Here is a 26,007-nt window from a genome sequence, read left to right as displayed (position 1 = left end):
AGACGAGCCGGAGAGCAACGTCGTAACACTGGCACTGGAGGCAGTCGACACCTACGGTGTGCGGTTCGGTGATCTTGACAGGCATCGTGCCACCGAGACCGTGAACCTGGAGCTCGTTCGTGATGAGCCGCCAAGTGTGGCCATCGGTGCGCCGGAAGACGAAAGCGAGGTCGCCGAGGGCGAATATCTGCTCGTGCAGGTCAATGCGGTCGACGACCTCGGCATCCAGCGGGTCGTGTTGAACGTCGGGGGGCTCGTCAACGGAGATCGGGCCTTTACCGATTCCCGTTATCCGTTCGAGTTCCTCGTCCCGGTCCCGTACGGGCAGGCCGGTAAGAGTTTGTCCATAACGGCCACCGCGGTGGAGCAGCGACGATTGGGGGAACCGCGCACCGCGGAGACACCTGAGCCGCTCGTGGTGCACGTCACCGAGGACCTCACGCCGCCAGAGATAACGCTCCGTCGCCCGGTAACCGGAGCGAGTGTCGTCGAGCAGGGTGCACTCCAGTACCTGGCGGAGATTCAGGACAACGTGGAAGTCTCGACCGTTCGTGTCGGCCTGCTGGCGGATCGTAACGGTGACGGTACCGTCGCAGACGACGAGGTCGTCCACCAGGAGGTGCTCTCGGAGCCGCCCTACCAGGGCTCGATTGCCTTGAAGCGCATCGCCGACTACGCGAACGCGAACGGGCAGCCACCATCCGACATGCCACTTCTGCTGCGTGTCGGGGCGAGCGACGGCGCTGGTAACGCCAGCAATGTGGAGCGTGGCGTTACGCTGACGAGTAACCAGCCTCCTCAGGTTCAGAGAATCAAGGTGCTGGACAGCCGGGGCTTCAATCTGGGACAGGACCTTACCGAACTGACGGAGGGGCGCGAGATCATCGTCGCGGTCGAAGCGGCCGACCCGGAATCCGGTGTGGGGTCCGTGCGCCTTCAAAAGGCATTGGTTACCGGCGACGAGTCTCCCGCGTTCGAGCAGATCGGAGAAGACATCGCGGCACCGTTCCAGTACCACCTGAAAGTGCCCGAGGGCGCGGTCGGCGCTCGGTTACTGTTCCGTGCCGACGCGGAGGATGTGGACGGCAACCGGTCGGAGCCGTCGCAGCCACGCGCCTTCACGATCGCGAAGGACCAGCCGCCCAGCGCGACCATTGTGCATCCGGATAGTGATGAGACGGCCGTTATATCGGGCGAGCCAATCGAGGTCAGAACCCAGGTTATTGACGATCTCGGGCCTGACGGCGTTGACCGCGTTGTCTTCTTCCTCAACGACGTCCCCGTACAGACCGTGCACCAGTCCCTGGCCCACAGGAATGGAACCGCGGGTGGCGAAAATGCCTATATGGCCAGCCTGACGCCCCCCGAAGGCGTCGATGGAGTCGTGATTCACGCCGTGGCGCACGACATCGTCGGCAATACGGCGCGAACCGAGACGGTCAGGGTCGGGCAGGTTGAGGATACGGTGGCTCCCAGGCTGTCCATCATCAGCCCGGCCGACGGTGAGATTCTCACCGAAGCCGAGCCGGTTCAGTTGACTGCGGCGGTAGAGGATATCGGGGCAGAGTCGAAACGCACGGTCACTGCACGTCTGGTGCGCGAACGCCGCAGCGGCGGTACCTGGTCGCAAGTCGCCTCCAGGCAGGTCGAGCTGCAGAGGCAGGTGGATACCGGGCCTCAAGTGCCGGATGACGATCCCGACCGACACTATTACATCTACGGAAAGCGCTTCGTGGACGGCGCGGTGCTGTCGCGAGGCACCGGCGCCGAGGAGCGGGTGCGAGTCGCCGTGCGCGTCGACACACCGAACCACGCCGAACAGTCGGTTACGACACACGAAGTCGGCCTGGGTATCGACGAACGACGTTATCTCGCCGCCGAAGGACCGGGGAATGCCGGACGGTTCGGCGAGAAAACCAAATTGGAAGCGAAAAGCGTCTACTACACGGCGGTCGCGCAGTTCCGTGGCCCCGAGCGGACGGGAGCGTTGCTCGGGGCCTGGTCGAGCGTGGACCCGGTGCCGCTGGAGACGGGGCTGGGTAATTTACCCCCGGAAGAGGTGCCGCACCCACCCCGTACCGGCCTGTTCATCGCGGATGGGACCAATGAGTATCCCACTGGTGACGGTGAACGGTTCGTCCACTCCGAGCTATTGGCCGGAGCCTCGGAGGTGTTCACCGGCGCGATCAGCGAGTTGCATGCGGATGCAGACTTCGTTCTGGCTGCCAAGACGGGTGTCGGACTTCAATCCGAGGGCGGGGAGCTCGGATTCGTCAAGAGCCTGAAGGAAACCATCGAAGAAAATCCCGAAACCGGGCGCTTTGATACGCGACACACCGATGGTGAGCTGTTGCTGTTCAATACACGCAATGGCGACGATCAGTTCGGCCTCCCGTACCTGCTCGTTGGGCGTATCGCGATGCCGTACCCACAGGTATACGGCGTCGCGCGCCGTGATGACCTGGCGCTGGTCGCCAATGGCCCCGGCGGCGTTCAATTGGTCGATATCAGTGATCTGGCGCAGCCGTACCGAGTCGGTTACATCAAGCCGAACGGGCTTGCCCGGGATGTCGTGGTCCGGGGCAATTTCGCGTTCATCGCGGCTTCTCACGAGGGCCTGGTGGTTGCCGATCTGGCCGATCCTTCCAACCCCATCGTGGCGCGCGTGGATACTCTGGGAGTGGCGAACCGGGTATCGGTCGAGGGCAACCGGGCCTTTGTCGCGGACATGGCCGGCGACGGACGTGTTTCTCAGGTCAACGTGATCGATATCGGTGATCCGTATGACCCGCGTGTGTCGAATGTCGTCGAGCTGAAGCCTCAGCGTCCGGACTTCGTCGCCGATGGCGTCTACGACGTTTTCGTCAGCGGCGGTGATGCCTACGCGACTACGCACTATTCCGACCAGGAGGACCAACCGTCCCAGTCCGTCGTCGAGATGATTGATATCGAGGCGCTGGGACAGCCGGGCCGGGACGCAACGACACCTGTCGTCATCCATCGCGATGCGAGCGCAGACGATTTCGCCGCACGAGGTGCAACGGTAGCCCGCGGGGCGCTGCAGGTCGCGGGTGCCAAACGGGGTATCGACCGTGTCCGGTTACCCGCTTTGACGGTACTTGGCAGCCAGCCTCTGGAGGGAGCCGGTGATGTCCCGTCAGATCTCGCGGCGATCGAAATAGAGCTGTCGCACGTTCTTTCCAGTGACGTGCCATTGGCTGACTACGTTCGCGTCATGACTGGTGACCCCGAGCTGGGCGTCGAGGTTACCGACCGGTTCGATATCGGCTTCGCCGAGCGTGACGGCAACGATGCACGTCGATTCATCCGTTTGGTACCCCACGTGGGTAAGACACTGGAGCCCGGCACGAGCTATTACATTGTCCTCGAGTCCGGACTCGTGCCCCTCACGGGCGGGGCACTGGCGAACGATTTCGTGCTCAATTTCTCGACGGCGGTCGCCAGTGGCTCCAAACCGGATATCGAGCAGATCGAGCCGGACAACGGCAGCGTCGAAGGCGGTACCCGCCTCGTCGTTACCGGTACCGGCTTCGGTGACAATCCGTCGTTATATGTGGGTGGTCAGCAGCTTACGGTCGAGGACTTCTCGCCGGCGACGACGCAGCGCCCTGTTGACCGAATCGTGGCGACCACAGTGCCGAACTATGCCGGGCCGGCCGCGGTTCGGGTCGAGACCGCAAAGGGTTTGCAGGACACAGTGCTCGGCGGTTTCGTATATACGGATTTATTGCGAATCTCTTTCATCGACCCGTCCGTTGTCCGAGTCTCGCAAGCGGGCCAAGGGGATCGCGTCGGCGTCATCGGGCACGGATTTCATCCGGGTGTCGAGCTTGTCGCTTATCCATCGGGTGAACCATCCGAAGCGGTTACGGTGCCGGTTGACGGGGACCGATTGGACCTGATGAGCGCCGAGCGCTTGAGTTGGGTGGTTCCCGATTTCGGGGATTCGTATCGGGGCTTCGTCGATGTGAAAGTGCGAGACGGCGAACGCCGCCATGTGCTCCCGGAAGCCATGTTCTACGGTCGTCTGGTAGTCGACCGGAGCTTGGCGTCCACTGTCCGGTTCGACAGCAGTGAGGTGAGACAGCTTCAGGGAGACAAGGAATATGTTCCCGACCCGCTCAAGCTGCCACCCGGAATCGTTCAGGACACCGCACACGATCGCGATCTGGGTCTCGTGTACGCGCTCGGGCGCGGCGTTCTTCACGACATCTCCATACTGTCGCCAGGGAGCTCCCTTCCGGAAAGCGTCTCCGACCCGTTAGCGATGCGCCAGGAGTTCGCCCCGGGGTGGATTTCCTTGATTCACTACGATCGGGCGGAATTGGGCAAAGCGGCCCCGATGCATGGGCTCGGCTATTTCAATCTACCGCCCGAGCTCGTGCCTTACGATATGGCGCTAACCGCCGACCAGCTCTACGTTGGTGCGCGCGGATATCATTTCCCGCTGATCGATACGGAATACGAAGGCCGATCCTTCCTGCTGACCTATGATCGAGAAGATGAGCTCCCCGCAGACGGGGAGCCCGATTCGGAAGGAAAGGATCGGGATATCCTCTATGCCTTGCCGCTGCCCTTCGAGTCGGTCGCCAATTCGACGCTCGATGGGGTCATGTCCGCCGACAATGCGCGAATGTCCATCACCGCGGCTGACGATTTGCTTTTCGTCGCGAGTCCCCAGGACGGCGTTGCGGTTCTGAATACTGCCGATCCGTTGAAACCATCGGTCGTACGCGTTATCGAACGGGTCCGAGTCGATGGGGTCGACCATGATCTACGACCCCGGTCAGTGAAAGTGATCGGTCACCAACTGCACGTACGGACCGCGAGTCCGTCCGGCTATGCCGTATACGACATTACGGTCCCGACCTTGCCGCAGTTGAGCTTTACCTCGCTGAACCGTCCTTCGGCATCGACCGGTGCGCCCGGCGAGCTGGTTCACGGCGGCAAAAAGGGGCTGGAGCTTTATGAGGTCACTGACGCCGGTGCATTCCGGAACCGGGGCGTATACCAGCCTCACGGCTTCCGGGTGCCGGGAGATATACTCGCGATCGGGGCAGGGAGGACCGCTGCGGCAACCGGACGAACCCGCGAGTTCAAGGACGTCGTTTCCCCCGATAAGATCCCGGAGGACGAGGAGGTCGACTCCGTCGAAGATCTGAATGCCATCCTCGCCGCAGGCGTCAAGTATCGCAGTTACCTTGGTGTATACGATTTCAGCAGGCCGGCGGATATCGGATTGCTCGACGCGCTCGTCCTGCCGGGCGAGTCCCACGTCAGAGGCGTGCGCGCGACAGACGACGGGCTGATTCTGACCAATGTGCTGGAGAAGGGTGGGAATATATGGCGGTCCGTCCTGCACTTCACGGACAGCCATATTCTCGACCTTGTCGCGTCCGATCCCGTTGACGGTAGCGACGGCGTACGTCCGAGCACGAGCCTGAAGCTCCGTTTCAATCGCCCGCCGGCGCCGGCCGGGTCGGATATCGAGGCGTCCCTTGCCCCACATGTCGCTCTGGTCCGGGAGACAGGCGCTGACGAGGGCGAACCGGTGGCGTTCGGTATAGCCGGGGCTGCCAATGACCCGAACGTCGTGATTCTGACGCCACAGAATGCGCTTGCGCCGGCAAGTGATTTTCGGCTCGAGCTCTCGGGTGTTCTGGGAAGTCGCCGCACGGAAGGTCTGTTCGATCATGTGGTCAGCTTCTCGACCGCTGCCGCGGACCAGCGACCGCCGGTCATCGAGAGTGTCGACCCGCACTTCGTCAACACCTCTGGCGGGCAAGTCGATGTGGTGATCAGCCACGCTGCAGATACGGACTTCCTGGTTGGTGGGCGAGCGGCCGCGATCGTCTCCCAGGAAAGCGTCGGCGCGGCCAGAACACGCTTTACCATCGACGTTCCCGCAGCGCCGGCGGGGCCTGCCGCGCTTCGGGCACGCAATTCGGCCGGCGGCAGCGATACGCGGCTTGGAGCCGTGCAATACGTGAAATCGATAGGTCTGACCGGCATCAGTCCCGCGCAGGGAAGCGTGAATGGCGGAACCCGGGTCACCCTCACCGGCGCCGGGTTCCAGTCCGGGGACGGACAGTTCTCCGTGTATTTCGGTGAAACGCCGGTCCCGGAGGAGGACGTCCGGATTCTCGATGAGGAAACCGTCGAGGTGGTGACGCCGGCTGGGGCCGTCGGTCCGGTGGACGTGACCGTCCGCCTGGATAGTGGTCGGGAGATCGGGCTGGAGAACGCGTTCTTCTATCAGCAGCCTGCCCAGGCCGCCATCAGGGACCGTGGCCGGATATACGATGTCACGGTGGATCCGACGGGAACCTACGCCGTCGCCGCCGTCGGTAATCGCGGTGTGCTCGTCTACAACATCGATTCCTCCGCGTATACGTCGGGGCAAGCGGACGAATTGCTCGACAAGATCGACGAAGACGGCGACAACGTCGATGACCGCATTGTGGCGCAGGTCGGTCTGCCGGATGGTTACGTGGCACTCGGCGTGGATGCCTATTTCGAGCGCGGGATGGACCGCGTCCTGGTCACGGGCGTTCCGTCCGGGGGCGGCGGCGCGGATGCCCGGCTGTTCGTACTCGGCTTCGACAGCGAAAACCCCGCCAGCGCGTCGGTCATCAAGTCGCTGCCGCTGTTTTCCGATCTCGCCCGGGGTATCGAGGCGGTCAACAAGCGGGCGCTGGTGGCCCTGGGTAGCCGTGGCCTGGGTGTTGTCGATATCCATCTCCAGACCAAGGCCTACCTGACCGATAATTTCGTGCTCCCCGGTGAAGTACCGGCACTGGACACGACTGCCGTGGATACCGGCGTTGACGGCCCCGAGCGGTACGCCGTCGCAGCCGGTGAGTTCGACGTGGCCGAGAACAAGCTCGTCAACGAAGACGACGAGAACAGCGGCGGTTTCTACCTGGTGGAGCATGGTCCTGACTTCGGGTACCGGGTGGCCGACTCGCTGCCGATCCCGGCGAGCCGTGTGGCGGTCCAGGGGCGATACGGTTACCTGGCTGCCGGGGTCAACGGCATGGTCGTGGTCGATCTGCGCAGCCCGGATGACTTGCGGGTAGTCGCTCGTGTCGATGACCAGGGCCCTGTCTACGATGTCGATGTCAACGGAGGTATGGCCCATCTTGCCTTGGGCGAGGCAGGTATCGTGACCGTCGACGTCACCGATCCCGCCGAGCCTGTCGTGATGCCGGGTATGGAAGCCCTGGGCGGGAGCAGGGTCGAAGCGGTATACGCAGGCGACTACGCGGCGATCAGCGGCGGGCGCATCGCGGGAGGCGGCAGCGTCGTGCAGGTCACGCGGGACGCCGTATTGAAGGTCCACGACGTCGATCCCGGCAACGGCATTCTCGATCGCGATGCGCGTGGTGCGGTCAAGGTCCATATCCGGTTCAACAAGGCGATCGATCAGTGGCCGCCCAACGAGGGCCACTTCCGCCTGGAAGGCCCGGACGGTGTGCCTTTGCCGATTGGCGTGGAGATCGTCAACAATGACGCGATCCTCACCCTCGAGGATGCCAGCGGGCTGAAAGTCGGGGATACCGTCGCGGCCGTCGTGGATGCCGGTGTCCAGGCCGTCAAACCACTGGATGACGACACACAGGTAACGCTCTACGAGCTCGCCCGCGCACAACGTTTCGAATTCACCTATCGCGGCGGGCGTCCGGATCGCATTCGCGTCGTGGATGTCGTGCCGCGGCATGTTTCCGCGGGACGGGAAACCCTGGGCACAGTGTCGGCGCTGGGTATGCCATCCGACCCGCAACGGGTGCGTGTGCGCATCGCCGGGCAACCGGTGGATATCGAGCGTATCCAGACCGATGCGGAGAACGAGCGCCAGGGTATCGCTCACATCGTCATTCCGGCGATCGCCGAAGCAGGCCAGTACGACGTCAGTGTGGCGTTCGATAAGGACGGCGTCTGGCGCGAGGCGGTGCTGCGTGGCGGCCTGATCGTGGACGCCGCCATCGAGTTCGATTCCATCGAGCCAAGGTGGGGAGCGGTAGTTGGTGGAACGCCGGTCATCATTCGGGGCAGTGGGTTCGAGTCGGGCAACACGGTGACGGACGGGTTGAAGATCCGTATTGGCGACGTGCCGGTCACGGATATTCGTGTCGTTGCCGAAGATCGATTGACCGCAGTGACTCGCGGGGGGCCGGTGGGGCGCAACCCGGTCCGCGGCGAAGACCGCTATGGCAATCAAACCGAGCTACCCAGGGAAAGCGGTTTCGGGTATGGCCTGAAGGTCATTGGCTCTGCCAGCGCCGTATTCCGGCCGCGGCACGTGCAGGTGGACCAGGCAACCGGCGTGGCGGTTACCAGCGGCGGTTACTTCCTGGATCAGTTCCAACGGGATTCCTACAGCGTGCTCGAGTACGAAGGCGAGCCGTTTGCGGAGACCGTGATTGCGGGCACGTTCGACGTTCAGACGCCGGAACGCCCGTTGCTCGTCGGCGGGGCGTCGCCATTGCCGTCGGCTGATCGAGGAAGCGTATTCCAGTCGTACCTGGACGGTGCGACGCCGGTCCCGCCGTTGCCAGTCGATGGCCTGGGAATCTCGCCGGTGGTCGAGCGCGAAGAGGGTGTCGACCGCAAGAGACTCTACGTGGCCACCGGCACCGGCGGTGTGACCCGTCTGAACCTGGACGAGCAGAATGGACTGCAGACGCTCTCACGCGTTCGCAGCGCGTCGTTGAGCGATGTGGTCGTGGACGTCGTCAAGGCGGGCGATACCGCATTCGCGGCACGTGCCAGCGGTGTGAGCTCAGACAAAAAGCCGAAGATGCCATGTGGCACCACCAGCGGATCCGGTTTCGCGGGCCGGGTCGAGCGTATCAACTATTTCGCCGCCAATGATCCGGTTTACGTCGGAGACGCCCCCGCGCTGGAGGGCGTCAACACGGTCCATCGGGCGGGTGACTGGCTATACGCAGGTGGTGAAACCGGCGGTCGCGCTTGGCTGCCGGGTGATGAATGCCGTCATTTCCGCCCGATCACCGCGAACCCACCGTCCGGCAGCGACGACGGTGAGCTCCAGGCAGTCAATCTGTTCGATCCCGCGCTGGAGCGGGTCTACCAGGTCGGCGGAAATGTCCGTGACGTCGTCACCTACGGTGAATATGTCATCGTTGCCCTGGGAGCGCAGGGGGTCGAGATTTTCCACCGCCTCAAGCCCGAGCAGCGTACCCGCTTCCGCATGGACACGGCATTGCAGGAAGTCCCGGGGCAGGCCGTACGTCTGCGCCGGATGGCCAACGTGGTGTTCGTCGCCGCGAGCGGTGGCGGCGTCGTCGTATTGGATATCAGCGAGCCGTTGAAGCCGAAGGTGGTCTCGGCGGGCAATACCGAGACCATCCATGGCGTGGATGTGTTCAAGGACCGGTTGGTAGCGGTCCCGGGACCCTCCGCCCTGGCTCATCTGCAATTGCCCGGGGCGCTCGTGCGCAATGTCTCCGTAGCCCATGGCGGATTCATCGGTGCACAGCAGGCGTATCGCCTCACGTTCAATGAACCCGTGACCGTGGATTCCCTGCGCGGTGGGAACGCCGTAACGGTGGTGCGAAATGACGACGACAGCATCGTGCCACATGAGATTACCCCGGTATCGCCCGAGGAAGGTTCTGCCACGACCTACGATGTGACCTTCGATCGTGAGGCCGGGGTGGCCTATACGGTCGAGGTTCGTGACGCGCGCACGTTGCGTGGCTCCGGGCTTTGGGTGCCGTTTACCGCAAGCGTCCGCGCCGCCAGTGGCGGGGCTGTGCGTCCCCGGATCGACTCGGTGGAAGGCGGCATGCAGCGCCTCGGCGAGCCGCGGGAGATCATCGTCCACGGCAGCGGTTTTCGCGGTGGCGGTGTGCTCAAGGCATACGTCGATCAGTACCAGGTCCCGGTCGAACGGCTGAGCGAGGGCAAGCTCCGCATTCCGCCGGGCAGCCTCGGGGTGTTGCCGCTCGAACCCGGCGAGCATCACCTGCGCATCGAGGATCAGGAGCTTGCCGCCAGGTACCCGGGAGCGATCGTTCTCGGGGCGTCGCTGAGCGATGCAGGTATCGATGTGTCCCCGTCGGCCGGGAGCGCCGGTGGCGGTGTCGAGGTGGAGATCACGGCCGACCGTCCCGTCGTGCTGCCGGGCTCGAAGGTCATTCTGCGTTCCAGTGACGGACGTATCATTCGTTCGGAAGCGGTTACGGACGACGTCGTCGTGGCCGACCTCAGGGAAGATGTCGTGGACCTGGAGACCATGACCTTCCAGGCCCCGAGGGTCGAAGCGCCCGACGTGTACGACGTTTTGCTGCTCTCCGGCGGTCGCGAGGTCAAGGTCGGGCAGTTCTCCTACACGGTGGACGACGGCCAGGACATCGATCTGCCCAACTATCCGCCGATGACCATTGGCGGCTCCGTCGTTCGCGGCGATCTGCTCTACGTCGGTGTCAACGGCGGTAGCGCGCCGACCGAGGACAACCGTTTCCTGATGGAGAGCGGCTTCGAGATCTACGACATCGCCGTACCGGAGCGCCCCGTCCGGTTGACACAGGTCCGTACGTCTGAGCCGGTTACCGGCGTAGCCGTCGAGGACTACCTCGCGTTTCTCGCGAACGGTTCCGAGGGGCTGTTGGTCGTCGATATCCACGATCCGAAGAAGCCGCACGTGCTGACCCGCAGGCCCGTGCCGGGACACCGGGCGACCGATGTGGCCGTTCACCCGGGGCGTGGCATCGTCGCGCTGTCCGTCGCCAGTGAAATGGACGAAACCGGCTTCGTGCGCTTCTTCGATCTCGCCGACGCGGAGCTCGATCCGCCGCCCCGATACAGCTCGCTCGTCCTCGCCGAGGGACAACGGGCCGGTGAGCCGCTCGACATCCAGTGGGTGGGTGATGAGCTCTACGTCCTGCTTCGCCGCGGTAACCAGCTGTATATCGCGACCTTCAACAACCTACCCGATGACCAGGCGGAGGTGCAGGCCGTGCCCCGCGGTCGGGTTTCCGACCGCGACGCGCCGGCTTCGTTCGTCGTCCAGAACGGTCGCATCGTCCTCACCTTCCGGGGGGCGCCCGAAACCGATGACCAGGGGGGCGAGACGCCCGTAACCCAGTATCTTGTTCTCGAACGGACGTCCGACGGCACGTACGAAACCGCCTACTGGCAACGCGTTGTCGACGGTGGAACGGAGGCGTTCGCCAACGACGGTCACGTGTACGTCGATGACGGTACCGGCGTTATCGATACCGTCTCCCCGGGGCTCGCCGTCGCGAGTGTGTCACCCTCCGGCGGCAGCGAGCTCGTGAGCGGGGAGACGGTGAGTGTCTGGCTGAGTCAGCTCATCAACACGGCGGATACGTCGCTCGCTGACGCCGTCGAGGTCACCGACGATGCCGGACAGCCGCTCCCGTCGGCTGCGGCGAGCGTCGCCGGCACCAACACCGTACGGGGAGGCCGGATTGACATAGCGTTCGAGGCCGGCGGCGGGTATCACGGCCCCGTTCGGATTCGGATCACCGAAGCGCTCACCTCACTGGCCGGGGAGCACCTGGCGGAGTCCGTCGAGCTTCGCTACACCCTGGCCCAGGGCAGCCGTCCCACGATCGACTCGGTGCGCCGGCTTGGGCCCGACGGTCCCATGAACCACTATTTCCATGCCGACGGCACCGAAACCGCCGTGATCGAAGGCTCGGGTTTCGGTGACGAGCCTTCGGCGATCTCTCTCAGTGTTGCCAGTCAGAGCATATCGCAGGCGCAGATCGTCTCGGTGACGAACCGTGAGCTGCGTTTCCGCCTGCCGAAGCTGGCGTTGAGCCGTCAGGCGGTCGCGCTACCGGTGACACTGGCCACCGGCGGCGCGCCGGCGAACGTGCAGGGCGCCATCGTGGTGCAGCCGCCGGTTCACCTGCAGGACGTGGAGCCCGAGCAGGGGCCGCCCCAGGGCGGCAACACCGTCGACCTCTACGGCCTGGGCTTCAACAATCATCTGACGGTGCGTATCGGAGAGCGCGTCGCCGGTGATCTGCGGCTGTTGAGCAGCAATCGTCTGCGTGTACGTGCCCCCGCGGGTGATTTCGGCTATGCCGACGTGACCGTCACCAGCGATCTGTTCCCGGATGAGGCGAGTACGCTCGCCGATGGCTATTTCTACGCGAACGGTGAAACCGGTTCGGTGGACCTTCGCCAGGACGATGACCGCCTCGGCGCGGTCACAGCGGCGGTGGTCAAGGACGATATCCTCTACGCGGTCACCGGCGGGTCTTATCAGCCGGTCGACCTCAAGGGACGCGAGCGTGACAAATCGGTCTCAACCTCACAGGGCCAGCTCGCGCTCGCCGACCTGTCGGATCCGGTGAATCCCGAGCTGATCGAGCGCGAATTCGCTGACGACACCAGGCCGTACCATTTCCAGGAAACACTCCCGCCGGATGGTTTCCGCGACGTCGCGCTGGAAGGCAACGATCTCTTCCTTCTGAGTGCGCAGCGCCTGTATCACTTCGACGTGACATTGGCCGCCGATCCGCAACTGCTTCGCGACGTCTCCCTCTCGGACGAAGCTCGCGGCCTGGCGCTGGATAGCGGTGTGTTGTACCTCGCCACCGACGCTGGTGTGGAGATCTACCGTGTACGCACTGATCGCCGCCTGCGTGCCATGGGCACGGTCGATACCGCCGCGCTGGGCGGTGTGCCGCGTCGGGTGGGCGCTTCCGGGGAGCGCCTGTGGGCGTTGCTACCCGATGCCGGTGAGCTGGTGGAAATCGAGACCATGTCCGGGCGTTTCGAAATCGAGCGCCGGGTTCGCCTGCAGGACACCGATGGCAATTCGGTGACCGGCGTCGATTTCCTGGTGCACGACGATCTCGCTATGGTCTCCACCGGCCAGGGTGGTCGCGTAATCGCATATGTCCTGCGCGACGGCGACGATAATCCGCCCGTCGCTCAACTGCGCCTTTCCTACCTCATTCGCCATGGCGACGTGCAGGCGGGGGAGTTGCTGCTACGCGGGCAATCGCTCCATGTCGCCGGTGGCGATGGCGATCTGCAGGTATTCGACATCGCCGATTGGCTCGATGGTCGTTTCGACGAGACGGTGTCGCTGGACGACTACTTCGCGTTGACCGGTCGCGTCGACGCAATCGCTGACAGCGCCACTGGGTTCTACGCGGGGACCGGGTTCGTCTACGTGGATGGCGAAGCCGCCGAGAATCCCATCGCCGGCGACGTCGCACTTGGCGGACTGGGCGGTGGCGTGAATACGGTGTCCCTCGGCGGCCTGAGTGTCGTCGGTCAGAGTCCGGCAACCGGCGGCCGGCTGGCCGCGGACGAGTCCGTGTCCGTTCGGTTCGACCGTATTCTGGACCCGCAGCGGGTCGCCGAGAGTGCTGACAGCCTCCTTCGGGTGACCCGTTCCGGTGTGCCGGTCGATGGGACCGTGTCCAGCCGGGTGGCGCCTTCCGGCACGGAGTTGATATTCCGCCCCGCGAGTCCGTACCGGGCGGGCGATCAGTATCGTGTTCACGTCGCAGCGTCGGCCACCGGCATTCACGGTAACGAGCTCGGCCGGCCATACACGTTCCGTTTCGTCGCCACCGGCGAGCGCTGGCCCACCATCGATGCGATCGAGCCGTCTCGCGGCAGTTGGCGCGGCGGTGCCGAGGTGCGCATCACCGGCAGTGGCTTCGGCGCCGATAGCCGAATCGAAATCGCCGGCATGGCAGTCGCCGAGAAAGACGTGATTGCCCGCAAGGAAGGCGAGCTGGTGTTCACGCTGCCGGCGCTCGCCAATGCGCCGGAGGAGAACCGCCTCGTCGGGGTGAGCGTTGCCAACGGATCGCTGCGTGCCGCGTTGCCCGGCTCGTTCGTCTACGTCACCGAATCGGCGATCGAAGCGCTTGGCCACTACGATCCGGGTAGCGCGACGGTGCGCCTCGGCGATCATCTGTTCGATTACAATTCGGGCGCCTATGCCGCGATACGTGGCGCCGGTCTCAGTGCGATCACGCAGGTCAAGGTCAATGGCCAACCGGCGGAGGACCTGCAGGTCGTCGATCCCCGGACGCTAGCCTTCCGAGTGCCCGACCGGACGGTCGGGCGCCTGGAAGTCGAAGTCGACAATGGCGCCGAGGGCTCCGCCGCGGCGATGTCCGATGCCCTGTCAGTGCGCCTGTCCGCCCAGAAGCGTCTCAGTGCCGTCGACGCGAATCGGCGGTTGTCCATGATCGACAGGGCCGGCGAGCGGTTCCTGGCCGCCGAAGGCACCCGCATGCGGCTTTACACCACGCGCGATAGTGTCGAGCCGGTTTCCCTGGCGAGTGTCGATGTGGGCAGTGAAGTGCACGGCGGTGCACTTTCCCGGCGCTATGCGGTACTGATCGTCGGCGATGCCAGGGAGCTGGTCGTCTACGATCTGGCGAACGTGTACACGCCGGAGCTCGTGAACCGGTTCGGCAATGCCGACGGAATCGATCACGACCGACTGCTCCTTTCGGACAAAACCCTCGTCAGCGCTGCCGGAGACGGCATCCGCATCGGCCACGTGCGGGGAAGTGCGTGGCGGCACGTGCCGCTGGATGCGATGGCCGTAGCCGTCGACGATCGGTTCATTTACGTTCTGGACGATCTCAAGGTCGAAGCGCGGGCTCTGTCCGATCCCGAAGCGGTGGTGGCGTCACGCTACCATGGGCTGGTGGCGCCCCAGGGCCTGCGGCTCGGCAGCCAACAGCTCTTGCTGCTGGGCGATGACCGCATCGAGCTCCTCGATATCAGCCGCGTGCATTCCCACGGGTCGATGAGCGAAATGGGCACCGCCGACCTGGCATTCAGCAATCTCGCGCTCAACGGCGAGTTGCTGGCCGTGCGCACGGACTCGGAGCCGGCCCTTTCCATATACGACATCGGGCCGGATCGTGGTAGCGGCGCCTTGAGCCTGGAGCGCATCGTGGCCGTGGGCGGACGAGCACCCGCGCAAGGCAAGCCGATGATCTTTCGCGGCTCCATCCTGGAGTGGGGGGCCGGAGGCAGTTACCACAGTGTGGTCGTACCCCTGCTGAACACGGCCGATACCCTGCCCGCCCGTTTCGTCCGCGATGCCACCGGGAACGTCGGCTTCCGGGTGACCGGTCCCGAAGACGGCTGGCGGGACGTCCTGCTCGACGTCCGCAGCCGTGAGACCGACGACCCGGTATCGGGCGATACCCGGTATCTCGGCGATCGGCTCGAGCTGACCCCGATCGGCGGGGAATTCCAGCCGGGCACCGACTACAGGCTGAGCCTTTTCAATCGACCGGCCGAGGTCATCGCCGGCGGCGCACTTGCGTACGATCTGCCGTGGAACGTGACCGGCAAGCCACCGTTCGGCATCGAGCAACCCCTGCTCGATAGCGTGACGCCCGCGGAAACCGTCACCGGGCGTGCCACCGACTTCGTCGTCCGGGGCGCGAACCTGGGTAATGTCACCGACGTGGCCATCGGTTCCACTGCCGTGCCGGCATCCGCGTGGAGCGTGTCGTCCGACGGTTTCGAATTGACATTCAGCGCCACGGTCAATGGCGCGGGGCTGCATGCGCTGCGTGCATCCTTCGAGGATCAGGAAGTCGTATTGCCCGCGGCGGTGCGCGTCACCCAGGCCATCACGATCGACGAGGTCAGCACGAACAACCCGCGGGGGCCGGATCGGTTGAGTGGTTCCGGCGGTACGGTTGTCACCGTGAGCGGTCAAGGGTTGAACGGGGATCTCCACCTCCACCTGATGCGTGCCGACATGGGGGAGACGCCGTCCCCCGCCAACGAGGTGGATTTCCGGCGTTCCGATGGCGAGCTCACCTTTGACGCACCTGAAGTTGCCCACGACGCCGAGTATCAGGTGGTCGTGCGACGCCCGGCGACTGACGAGAGCGTCACCGCGGCGACCAAGCTGGTGGGCGTGGACGATACCCCGCCGCGCCTGGTGCATGCCTCCAATGTCGGCGTGGATGGCCGCGTGGAACTGAGGTTTACGGAGCCCGTTACCGCGAGCGGATTCGTTGTCTCGTATTCGCCGCGCGACTACAGCGGCGAGACAGGGGGCGAGGTCTCATCGGAATTCGAGCTCATCGGCGACGGCAGCCGTGAGCTCACGTTGCGGGCGCTGAGCGACGGCCGTCTTCCGGCGAACCGGCGCTACGAGATGCTCATCGAGGGTATCGAAGACGCGCACGGCAACACCGTCATCGACAACGTCAAGAAAGGCGTTACCGACGGCACCTATCGGGCCCATCGAACGAGTCTGGATACTCTCGCGCCACAGGATGTCGGTCTGACGCGCTTGAGTGACGGCGAGCCCGTCACCCCCGCCATGACCGTTACCCGCGGCCGCAGCTATGCGTTCCGGGCCAGCGCGGTCGACAACATCACGCCATCCGATGCCCTGGAAATCGATTATCGCGTGTCCACGGACGGGGGGCTGAGTTTCGGGCCCTGGGACGAGTTCGTGAACGACGACGGCGAGTTGGCCCTCGACGTCGAAGAGGCATACGGGGATCTGGTGGTCCGCGTGCGCGTCAAGGACGAGGAAGGCCGTGCGGCCGAGGTGGATTACCCCATCGCCACGGTGGATCCGCAGATCGATATCTCGGCGCTGCGCACGGTGCCCGCCAAAGTCGAAGAAATGAGCCGGGCCGACATCCGCTTCGATCTGGCCGGCGATGTGGACCTCATCAAGCGCGCCGAGATGCAGGTCTTCGATCGGCGATATCCGGTGGAGCTGGAGGAGACCGGCGATCGCAGTGCGGTTGCGTCGCTTTCCTATCTGAATCCGAAGCTCGCCGACATCCCGGATGACCAGGTCCCGGTGGTGCTGCGAATCTGGTTCGGCTTCCATGGATTCCGCGAGGTCACCGGCAGCTATACGTTGCTGCTCGACGCGACACCGCCGACGGTCAGTATCGTCTCGCCCCCGGATGGCTCGAGCATTCCGATCGACGAGCCGACGGACGTGCTGATCAAGTCCTTCGACCGTTACGGCATCGATCGCGTGGAAGCGCGTATCAATGGCGGCGCCTTCGAGGTGCTCGATAACCCGGGGCGGTTCCGGTTCGTGCCCGATAGCGAGGACCCGGTAACCGTCGATGTGCGTGCGGTGGATGCCAACGGTCTGCAGAGCAAGGCCGACGACGACTCGTCGGTCACGCTGCAGCCGTTCGACGCCACCAAGGGAGAGCCGAGCGTCGATATCATCTCGCCGGCCAACGCCGCGACCTTCCATGAAGGCGAGTCGGTGACGTTCGAATTGCTGGTGCAGAACGTCCCGGAGGCCACGTTGCACCTCGACGTGGCCGGCGATCCGGATGATTCCCGGAACCCGGATCCGATCGTGTTCAATCGTGGTGACGACGATCCGGCGCGATTCCTCCATGCCGTGGCCATGCCTGTGACCGGTGAAGACGCGGTCGTGCGGGTCCGGCTGGAGGCCGGCAACCTGCATGCCGAGCGATATCTGAACCTCAAGCACGATGCCGGCATAGACACGGACCTCGACCTCGTCGTCGAGCCCTCGACGCGCGTTCTCGGTGGCACCGGGTTGTGGCTCGACGCGCCGCGTCCGGCCAACATGGAGGATTTCTCGACGACCTCCGAAGTGGTCGTTACCGACCCGGTCGGTGGTGCGGTACAGGCCACACAGCCGGTCGGCGCGGGGCCGAAATCGATACCGGTAACGCCCGGCGATGCACCGGTGGGCGTGACGGCCTATCTTCGCGACCGCTCCGGGCACGAAGAAACCATCGAGCGCGAGCTGGAGCGTGTTCCCTATTATTCTTCCGGCAGCGAAACGGTCTACACGCCGTCGAGCCCCGATGCAGTGACCGGCGCCATCGCTGCCCTGCCGCGACTCGCCGGCGAAGTGGCCTGGGTGGTCAATTTCCGTGATGGGGGTTATCGGGTCCGCACGCGCCAGAGCGTTCTGGCGGAAGAAGACTCCGGCAGCATTCTGCGGCTGGAGTTCACGGGCACGGGGCTGCTGGCCGAGGAAGAGGCGGGCGGCGAGCGGGCTGTCGTCTTCTGGCCGGTCACCGGGGGCGCTCTGGGGCAGGCACACCGCTCCAGGCTGTACGGCCGCGTGCTCGGTGCGAGCGGTGACACCGTGTACACCGCTCATGGGGCGCTCGTGGATGCCGTGAGGTACCGCAACGGCGCGTTCGTGCCATTGGCGGGCCGGCATATCGGCGAGGCCATTCGCGATAGCTGGGTGAACCAGGGGCGCCTGTTCCTGCTCAGCGAAAGCGGCGTGTACGGCCTCGCCCCATCACTCGCCGGCGATGTGCCGCAGATGGAGCAGCGGTTCTTTACCGCCTTGCCGGGGATGGAGGGACTGGCCGTCAGCGGACAGTGGCTGTTCGCCTGGGGCGAGCAGTCCGTGCAACGCTACCAAATCGGCACGAATGGCGAGTTGACGGTTCACGAAACCCTGCCGGTCGATGGAACCGCGCACTCGGCGGTTACTGACGGCGACATACTCTGGCTGAAGGTGGACGGGCCGTACGCGGACAATACCTGGCACGCGTTCCTGGACGGCGAACGCGTGGCCATGGACACGAACGAGGCCGCGACCATGGCGTTCGCTGGCGGACGTGTGTTCACGCGGTGGACCGGCGAGCGCGACGGCTACATCACGGCGCGCGCATTGGCAGTCGAGGCGCAACCTGCGGCGTTTGCACCACAGTTGACCGAGACGCCCTTCGGCGTGCTGGTCTCCGGTATTCCGGCGTCCGCGTCCACCGGCGGGGAGACCATCGTATTCTCGGATGCGGCCACGGACGACGTCCTGCCCGCAGAGCCGGTCTGGCACGAGGGTGCGCGTGCCTGGTTGCTGGAGCGCACGGAGCTCTCCGGTGACGCGATTGCCGTCACGCGTATCGACCGTGCCGGTCAGGCCGACTCCGCGACGGTGCCGCGGGATACCGCAACGATGTCGGCGGCGGCCGGAACATGGCCGGCAAGCGGCGGGCGTCTTACCCAGCAGGCGCTCGTGCCGCTGCGCCTGGAAATGGCGCAGGGCGCACGCGTCGAGCACGCGCGCATTCAAGGCTTCGATGCCCCCGCCCACAGCCTGACCGGACGCGGTGCCCGGGTATTCGGCTGGGCCACGGTGCCCGCTGACGAAACCACGGCGAGCCTTACGCCTGTCATCGACGGCCAGACAGGCAATGCTTTCGATGTCTCGCTGGTGGCGAATGACGGCTCCGGTATCGACGTCAGCGTCTTCGAGCCCACGTCCAACGCCGCGGCACGTGAAGGGCAGGCGGTTTCGGTTCGCTATGAAACCAGCGTCGAAGGGGGCGGGCCGCTTCGGCTCGTCGAGGTCGCGTTGCTCGACTTCAACGGGCAGCTGATCGACCGCCGCCTCTCGGTGAGTGCCGCCGGCACGGTCGACATGACAATGCCCGCGGTCGATGTCCAGGAAAACCTCACTATCCGCGTGCGGGCCTACGCCGGTGAGGCGTACCGCTTCAGTGAACGCAAGGTCGGGATCCGTCTGTTCCCCGAGGTGAGCCTGCCGCCAATCGAGCTCACGGGTGTCGGGGACCGGGTCATGGCCGGCTCGCGCGTCGAGCTCGAGCTCAGCGGACGGGATACGCGCGTGTTGCCGTCGGATCTCCAGCCGAGCGTGATCGTGGCAACGGCTGGCGGGTCGAACATCGCGTCCGGTGATCGCACGGTGTCCTTCGAGGTGCCGGCCGGCGCGGACAGTCTCGAGATCGCCGCCGCAATCTCTGACGGGCTGGGCAACGAGCGACGCATCGAGCGCGAAGTCGAGGTGATACCGCCGCTGCAACTGAGCGCATCGGGCAGCGCGCAGCCGTTCGATGTCGCGCTGCCGAGAGTCGGTGGCGCCTGGTTCGCGCACGGCCGTCGCCTATATGACCATGAAGGTAGCCCGGTGCACGAGTTCGACGCACCGGTGACGGCGATGGACCACATGGGCGACCGTATGCTCGTCGCCCTCGACGGCATCGGCCTGCAGGTCGTGGATCCGGATGCCGGTTTCGAGCGCCTGGCGGGAATCCCTGTCTCCGGGCGGATCCGTGACGTTGCCGTCTCCGGCGATCGTGCCCTGGCCATTGTCGGCGGCCAGGTGCAGCGTTACACCGTCTCCGGCAACGCGCTGGAGTCCGCGGGCCCGGCGAGCGTTACCGGTACCCCGCGTGAAGTGTCGGCGTCCGCGGACGGCTTGATCATCCGAACCGGCTCCCAGCTGCGGGTGCTCGATGCCCGCGATCTCAAGGAGCGCTGGTCGGTGGATGCGGCCTTCCGGTCCATGGCGCAGCAAGAGAACTACCTGTTCGCCACCACTTCGGAGGGTGCATTGCACGTGCTGCGCCTCGACGCCGAGGACGGGGCGCCGCGGACATTCGAGCTGGGTGTCCCGGTCCAGCGGCTGCTGGCACTCAACGGCGAGTTGCTCGGGCTCTCCGCCAACGCGAACCGGATTACCGCCATCGATGTTCGGGATCCGAGGGTGCCTTCCATCGTTGGCCGGTTTTCCCGGGATCTGGGTAGCGACGTCGGTCGCGCCGTGCTCGCCGATGGTGTGCTCTGGACCGGCGGTGAGCAGGGGGCCGCCTATCGCCTTTCCCCGGAGGACGCGGAACCGCGGGTCATTCATCGCACGGACCGGCCGCGCGGATTCGCGCAAGGCGGGGCCGTGGCGGCAGGCCGGTACGTGACCGCGGCCGGGGGATACGGTGCCGTGGTCCTCGCCCGGGACGGCAACGGTGAATGGGCGGAGACCGTCCATCCCGGGCCGTTCAACAAGGCCGCGAGCCACGTCTTCGCCGATGGCGAGCAGGCGTATGCCGTGCTGCCGGACTTCCAGCAAATCGTGCGCCTGGGCGACGGTGGCCGGGTCGAGCCCGTACTCGAAGGCGCTGCCTTCACCCAGGGCGCCGCGACGGACGCGTGGCTCGTGGGCGCGGCGGGCACCCAATTGCATGTCTACGATCGCGACAGCGGCGCCCGCCAGACTTTCGCGGTCAACGCCGGGGACACGATCGTCGCGCTCGCCGCGGCGGGCGAGGAGATCTACGCCGCCACCGCCAGCGGCGGCATCTACCGGGTTCGGATCAAGGGAGCGCTGCCGGCGCAGGAAGCGGACATCGACAGCACGGCGTTGCTCAATGCGTCGGTGCCCGTTCGCCAGCTCGCCACCGACGGTGATCACCTGTTCTACGCACTGAACGGCGAGCTGCACCGTCTGCGTCTCGACAACCGCGGCGATGACGTCCTCTCTCTCGGCTCGCAGATCAACGGCCTTGCCGTGAGCTCGGGCCGGGTGTGGGTCGCCACTGATGCGGCGGTTCAGGCGGTGGACCCCTACGCCTGGAAGACGGTCGGCGAGTCGATCGCCACCGCGCAGCGTATCGAGGCCATCGCCGTCGACGACGATCGCCTGGTGACCGCACACGGCGCGTATGGCTACGCAGTCCGCGCATTGCCGCGCGCCGTTCTCAGCGGCAATCCGGCACTGGCGGCGCCGGTGACGGGCGCGCTCCTCGAACAGGGGGAGAAGCTGCGCTTCCGGCTCGTGGCGGAGCGGGGCGTCAACGCCGTGACGTACCGGGTCAACGGCAAGGTCGTCGGCCGCAGCGCGTCCGCGCCGTTCTCGGTGGACCTGCCGGTGCCGGCGGAACTGCGTAACGGCCAGCCCTTCGAAGTGAGTGCCCGGGTCGAGACCGTGTGGGGCGAGGTGATCGCCTCGCGGCCACGTCGTCTGGTACTGCAGGGTGAGGATCTGCCGGCCAACCCGTTCTCCGTGGAGCTGGACGTGAACAACGCGTTCCTGCCGCAGCCGGTGGAAATGCGAGCCCGGGTGCTCAACAGCACGCAGCCCGTCTCCCAGGTCGAGTTCTACAAGGGCGAGACGCAGGATGGACCGTTCGAGCTGATCCGCAAGCACTACGGCCCCGTGTACCGTGTCAGCCGGAGTTACGGCAAAGAGGCCGACGGTCACTACATCATGGCGCGCGCCGTGGACGTATACGGCAACTTCGTGGAATCGCGGCCCGTTGCGTTCCGTCGACTGGCCGACCCGTTCCCGCCCACGGCGCAGTTCGGCCTGGAGGGCACCCTGGTCGGCGGTCAGCCGGTGAACGGGCAGCCGTTCACGGTCACCGTGGATCTCGAAGACGACGGCAGCGGCGTGGATATCGCGCTGCTGCGCCGTGACGGCGCCATTGTCGCCGCTTCCGTGGACGGCCAGCCAATACGCTATACCGAGCGGAATCCCCAGGCCGGCCGAACCTATCGGTACACCGTCACCGTGCGTGATCGTAGTGGCAACAGCCGCGAGTACACCGCCGAGCACACCGTGCTCGCCAACAGCCCGCCGGTCATCCACGGTTTGACCGTGCCGTCCGATGCGGTTCGCGAGCGCACGGTGTTTCCCGTGAGTATCCGGGCGACCGACGATGTGGGCGTTCGCGAGGCGTTCATCGACTGGCACGGCGAGCGCCAGACGCAGACACTCGAGCGCGAGTCGGGCACCCGGACGATCGAGTTCGACGTCGAGGACCAACGTGGCACGCGGGTCAGCGGCTCCGTGACTGAAACACTCACCGCGACTGTACGCGACGACCACGGCCAGGAGGCCGTCGAATCCGCGGATATCACGGTCAGACGCGATCGGGTACCCGACGCCTCGGCACTGGTCGTCGATGTGCCGACACGCGGTTTCTTCGGACGTCTGATGCCGTTGAGCGTCAGCGGGCTGCAGGCCGCCGACGACGGTGACCTGCGCGTGGAACTGGTGGATGTGACCGGCGGTAGCGAGCAGGCACGCGAGGAACTGGAGGTCCGCGACCAGTCTTACCGGTGCGCACCGCACAACGCACCCTGCGTTCGCACCACGGTGCGTTTCCCCGAGGATGACGATCACGGCAGCCAGTTCCGGTTCAAGCTGCGCGTCACGGACGCGCTCGGGCAGACGGATGAAACACCGGTGTTCGCGGTGGATCTCACGTACCTGCCGAACACGGTGCGCTTCGTCGACAGTGACGAGCCGTCCATCAACCCGGACCAGATCACCGTCGGTGAGCCCGCCGTGTTCCGGGCGCGGGTGCTCGACGTTCAGCTCTCACCCGTGCCCGCGCAGCAGGTGCACTGGGCGGTACGTCGTCTGGACAGCGAATCGGACGATTATCAGCCGGTCGACACCACGACGACGGATGACGACGGCGTCACCGAGTGGCGCTACACCGCCGAGCTCGAACCCGGCATGTACCGCCTACGGGCACGCGTCACCGGCCCCGACGGTGTGGCAGTCGAGAACGTGCGCGCGATGCGCGTCCACGCGGGTGGCACCGAGACGTTGCGCGTCCAGCCCGTGCCGCCCGTGGTGGCCGGAACCGGGTTCGTCGTGCGCTTCAGCGCCCTGGACGCCGGCGGCAACGTGGCCACGGGCGTCAACGATCACACGGTGACCCTGCGCTTCGACGACCCGGGCTTCCATTTCGAGTTCGCCGATCACGTCGATATCCGCCTGATCCGCGAGAATGGCGTGACCGTCGGCGAGGAAGCCGTCGTGCAGCTCCAGCAGGGACAGGCGACCGTCCGCGTCGTGGCGCCCGAGACCGCCGGCCACTATGCCGCGGCCGTGGAGGACGGCGCCGACTTCCCGGTGAAGCTCGGCGACGAGCCGACCGATACCCTGCCGGTGGAGGTGATCGCCGGCGTGCCGGCGCAGGTCCACTTCCGTCGCGTTGGCCTGGAGGACAACCGGCCCCTTGGCGATCCGGAACGCCTGGAGGTGGACGAGACAGCGGTCATGCGGCTGGAGGTCGCCGACCGGTTCGGCAACCCGGTTCAGCAGGTGCCGGATGCGAATGGCGATCTCCGCGATGCCGAGTTCACGGCCACCGTTGCCGTCAATGGTGACGCCGTGCTGATGGACAACGGGCAAACCGCCTCGCTCACCCTGGAGCGCGGGGCAGCGGACTTCCGAGTGTCCGACGCCACCGCAGAGGTCGTGACCCTGGAGCTCACCGGGGTGAACGCAGACGACGGTCTCGCGAGCGGTTTGTCCACCGATGCGACCAAGGACCTGGAGTTCCTGCCGGCCGTGCCGGCCATTGATGAGGCCCGCTTCGGTACGGCGCATGACAGCACCAATGCGCCCTTCGAGTTCCTGTTCACCAAACCGGTGCGGGACACCGGGCCGGCGTTCCCGATCATCGTCGAGCTCGACGATGCAGCCGTGACCGGCGACTACGACATCGCCGATGACCTGGTTCGCTTCACCGCCGATGCCGGTATCGAGCTGGATCGGTGCTACCACTACGACACCAACGAATCCCAGTTGGTGGGCGTAGCCGAGGGCGATGCCGTCCGGCCGGAGACCGGAACCGTCTGCTCGCCGCAAGCGGCCATTCCGGAACAGACGCGGCCATACGGCGTGATCGGGCGGCCGGCGACGCTCACCCTCGACATCGCCGCCACCGTCGACCGGGATAGCATCCAGGACGGCTCTGTCAGCCTGCAGGGCGTGGGGGAGGCCAGCTTCGACTGGATGTCGGGGAGCTTCACCGTTCCGGAGCCGACACAGGCCGTGAGCGACGGTCACGAGACGGTGCTCGCCCTCTCGGGCTCCCGTCCGGACTACGGCTTCCAGGTCACCAACACCATTTCGTACCGGGTGTTTACCGCCGACGGCGACTTCGACGGCGACGGCCTGCCCAACGGTGACGAATTCGATGCCGGGCTGAACCCGGGGACCAGCGACAGCGATGGCGACGGCATCCCCGACGGCGAGGACGATGCCGATGGCGACGGCCTGGCCAACACCGAGGAGATCGACATCGGCACGGACCCGGCGTCCGCCGACACCGACGGCGACGGATTGTCCGACGGTCGCGAGCGGAACGATCTCGGTACCGACCCCACCGCCGAGGATACGGATGGCGATGGCCTGTCCGATGGCCTCGAAATCGCCACCGGCAACGATCCGCTGGACGAGACCGGCATCGACATCGCCGGCTACGTCACCGCGCTGGACGTCAGCCCCGCCGAGCGGCAGGTGGTCGATCGCTCGGACAGCGGTCAGACCGTGTCGCTGACCGTGATGGCGACGCTCACGGTCGACGGGGCCGAGCACACCGTCGACGTCACCGCCGACCGCTTCGGCGTCCGCTACGCCTCCGGTAACAACACCGTGGCCACCTACGCCGCGGACGGTGATTTCCGGGTCGAGGGCGAGGGCGAAACGCAGCTCACGGCGACCCTCGGCAGCGGCTCGGCTGCCTCTGCCCTCACCGTCCTGCCGCCGCCCCGGGTCGAGCCCGTGCTGTCGCGGATCGTCATCGACGGTGACGACACGCTGTATCGCGGAGTGCCCGGAGAGCAGGTATGGCTGCGGCTCGAAGCGGGTGTGCCGGTGCACGTCCACGGTGTTGCCCTCAATGGGCGCGAACTCAGTAGCCATTATCAGTTGTTCAGGATGCCTAACTATTACGCGTATGATTGGGATGACACCCTGCGGATGACGCACGCCGTGGTGTTTCCGACGCTTGGCGGAAATACCTGCATAGAGTGTGTTTATGACGATGTGGATATACGGGAATCGCTATTCCGCCGGGTTCAATACATCCACCTGAACTGGCCCAACGGTATTCAGTTCGATGCCGATACGCTGGAAATTCAGGTCTACGTGAATGTTGTTGGCCACGACGAACTCTATGAAGTGCCGATGGAGCTTCTTCTAGGTGAGCCGCGATTGCATTCCGGTGAAAATACGCCTCAGCCGTAGAACGGAGTCAGTGGGGAACGAGTGTCAGGATGACCACGATGACGAAATGCAAAACCGTTTCACGACCGTCGTGGCTCGCGCGCTGGTGGCTTACGAGCGTCGTTTTCGCCTTGATAGCGCCGGCCGTGATGCTGAAGCAAGTTGGTGCTCAAGAGGGCTATGGGACATATCCGGGAACGGGGTTACAAGGCGGTTACAATCTGACCGAAGAC

1 protein-coding gene is annotated in these 26,007 nt (G+C 65.4%); it reads left to right on the top strand.

What is annotated here, in order from left to right; all coding sequences use genetic code 11:
- Positions 1 to 100: 100 nt before the first annotated feature.
- Complete coding sequence (locus ACPEES_RS14375) at positions 101 to 25,795, top strand: IPT/TIG domain-containing protein (protein WP_435104211.1); 25,695 nt, start codon at positions 101 to 103, stop codon at positions 25,793 to 25,795.
- The last annotated feature ends 212 nt before the right edge of the window (positions 25,796 to 26,007 follow it).

It is taken from the genome of Arhodomonas sp. AD133 (assembly GCF_051195215.1).
In the GTDB taxonomy this organism is placed as follows: Bacteria; Pseudomonadota; Gammaproteobacteria; order Nitrococcales; family Nitrococcaceae; genus Arhodomonas.
The sequence above is the reverse complement of the archived record's forward strand: the minus strand, read 5'-3'. Positions and strand labels throughout refer to the sequence as shown.